Origin of the sequence: Streptomyces sp. DH24, assembly GCF_029813775.1 — a bacterium.
Taxonomy (GTDB): Bacteria; Actinomycetota; Actinomycetes; order Streptomycetales; family Streptomycetaceae; genus Streptomyces.
In genome coordinates this window covers 1-2399 of the sequence record NZ_JARVKW010000089.1, presented here as the reverse complement: position 1 = coordinate 2399, position 2399 = coordinate 1, and the positions used below count along the sequence as shown (strand labels likewise).

Annotated in this window: 1 protein-coding gene; it reads right to left on the bottom strand. The window is 73.9% G+C overall.

All coding sequences use genetic code 11. The annotated features are described in order from the left end of the window. Nucleotides 1–2399, bottom strand: a 2399-nt coding sequence (locus QC282_RS31945) for a condensation domain-containing protein (RefSeq protein WP_279553093.1), incomplete at both ends; no start/stop codon positions are given.

Below are 2399 nucleotides of genomic sequence, written 5' to 3'. Positions count from 1 at the left end.
CCGCGAACTCCACCCCCCGGTCCAGCAGAACACCCACCAGATCGCCACGCCCCACACCCCGGCCACGAAGATGCCGCGCCAGCCGATTCGCACGCGCGTTGACCTCCCCGTACGACACCGACTCACCGCCGGCCACAACCGCCACCGCATCCGGCCGCAACCGCGCCCGCTCCTCGAACCGCGCCGACAACACCGGCACACCCGCCACCGGCACCGCACCACCGGCCCACTCCCCCAACACCCGCCGCAGGTCCGCCCCGTCGAGCAGTTCCAGTTCCGAGAGGGGGACTTCCGGGGCGGTCACCGCGTGTTCCAGGACCCGTTCCAGCATGCGCACCATGTGCTCGACGGTCTCCCGGTCGTACAGGTCGGAGCTGTAGAGCACCGCCCCGGTCAGCCCGGTGTCCTCGTCGGCGGTGAGCAGGAACTCCAGGTCGAACTTGACCGCCCCGGTGGCCAGCGGCTCCGCGGGCCCGGACCGCAGGCCGGGGAAGTCCGGGGCCGCCGCCGGTCCCTGCTCCAGGGCCAGGCAGACCTGGAACAGGGGGTGCCTGGCAGGCGAACGCGCCGGGTTCACGGCTTCCACGACGAGGTCGAACGGGGCGTCCTGGTGGGCGAATGCGTCCAGGTCCGCCGCGCGGACACGGGCCAGCAGGTCCCGGAACGCGGGGTCGCCCGAGGTGTCCGTCCGCAGCACGACCGTGTTGACGAAGAAGCCCACCAGGTCCGTGAGCGCCTCGTCGGGGCGCCCCGCGACGGGCGAGCCGAGCGGCACGTCCGTACCGGCGCCCAGCCGGGTGAGCGTCGCCGCCAGCGCCGCCTGGAGCACCATGAACGGCGTGCACCGCTCGGCGCGCGCCAGCCCCAGCACGCGTTTGTGCAGGTCGCGGCCGAAGTCCAGGCGGACCGCTCCGCCGCTGCGTCCGGGGACCGCCGGCCGGGGCCGGTCCGTCACCAGGCCCAGCTCCTCGGGCAGACCCGCCAGCGCGCCGCGCCAGTACGCCAGTTGCTCGTCGAGGACCCCGCCCGTCAGCGCCGGGCGCTGCCAGAGCGCGTAGTCGGCGTACTCCAGTGGCAGCGGCTCCCGGTCGGGAGCCCGGCCGGCCAGCCGGGCGGCGTAGGCGGCGGACAGGTCGGCGAACAAGGGCCGCAGCGACTGGCCGTCGGTGGCGATGTGGTGCAGCAGGACCAGCAGTGTGGACCGCCCGTCGCCCTCGCGGAGCAGGGTGACCCGCAGCGGGTGCTCGGTGGCCAGGTCGAAGGGGTGCCGGGCCGCGGCGAGCAGCTCGGTCTGCGCCGCTTCCGGTGTCACCTCGCGGACTTCGAAGAACACGTCGGCAGCGGCCTCCTCGGCCGGCGTGACGACCTGATGGGGCTGTCCGTCGGCGGTGGCGAAGCGGGTCCGCAGCGGTGCGTGCCGCCGGACCAGGTCGCCGACGGCCGCCCTCAGTGCCGCCGTGTCCACGTCGCCGCCGGTCAGCCGCACCGCCATCGGCACGTTGTAGGCGGTGTCCGGGCCCCGCAGGCCCGCCATGAGCCACAGTTGCTGCTGCGCGTGGGACAGCGGCAGCCGCTCGGGGCGTACGGCGGCGCGGGCCGGCGGTGGCAGCGCCGGGCGGCCGGACGCCTCCGTGATGCGCCGGGCGAGGGCGGCCGGGGTGGGGTGCTGGAAGATGTCGCGGAGGGTGAGGGTGACGCCGAACGTGGCCGTGACGCGGTTGATGAGGCGGGCGGCGAGCAGGGAGTGCCCGCCGTGTTCGAAGAAGCCGTCGTCGATGGACAGCGGTGCGGCCGAGCCCAGTACCTCGCCGACCAGGGTTCTCAGGAGTTCTTCGAGTTCGGTGCGCGGTGCCCGGCCGCCGCTCTCCAGGGGTGTCTCCACGGGCGGCAGGGCCCGCTTGTCGAGTTTCCCGTTGAGGGTGAGCGGCAGCCGGTCCAGGACCGCGAAGTGTGTGGGGACCATGTGGTCGGGCAGCCGCTCCCGCGACCAGGCGCGCAGGGCGGCGGGGCTCACGGAGGCACCGGGCACGGCCGTCACATAGGCGGTCAGGTGGTCGGTGGCCAGGACGACGGCCTGGGTGAGGTGGGGGTGGGTGGTCAGTACGGTCTCGATCTCGGTGGGTTCGATGCGGAAGCCACGGATCTTGACCTGGCCGTCGGTGCGACCGGCGTAGTGGAGGTGGCCGTCACGGTCCCAGTGCGCGAGGTCACCGGTGCGGTAGAGACGGCTGCCCGCGCCCCCGTACGGGTTGGGGACGAACCGGGTCGCGGTGGTGCCGGGCTGCGCCAGATAACCGTGGGCGAGGCCGTCGCCGGCGAGATAGACCTCGCCGATCACCCCGGCCGGGACCGGACGCAAACGACCGTCCAGGACGTAGGCGTACTTGTTGGCCACCGGC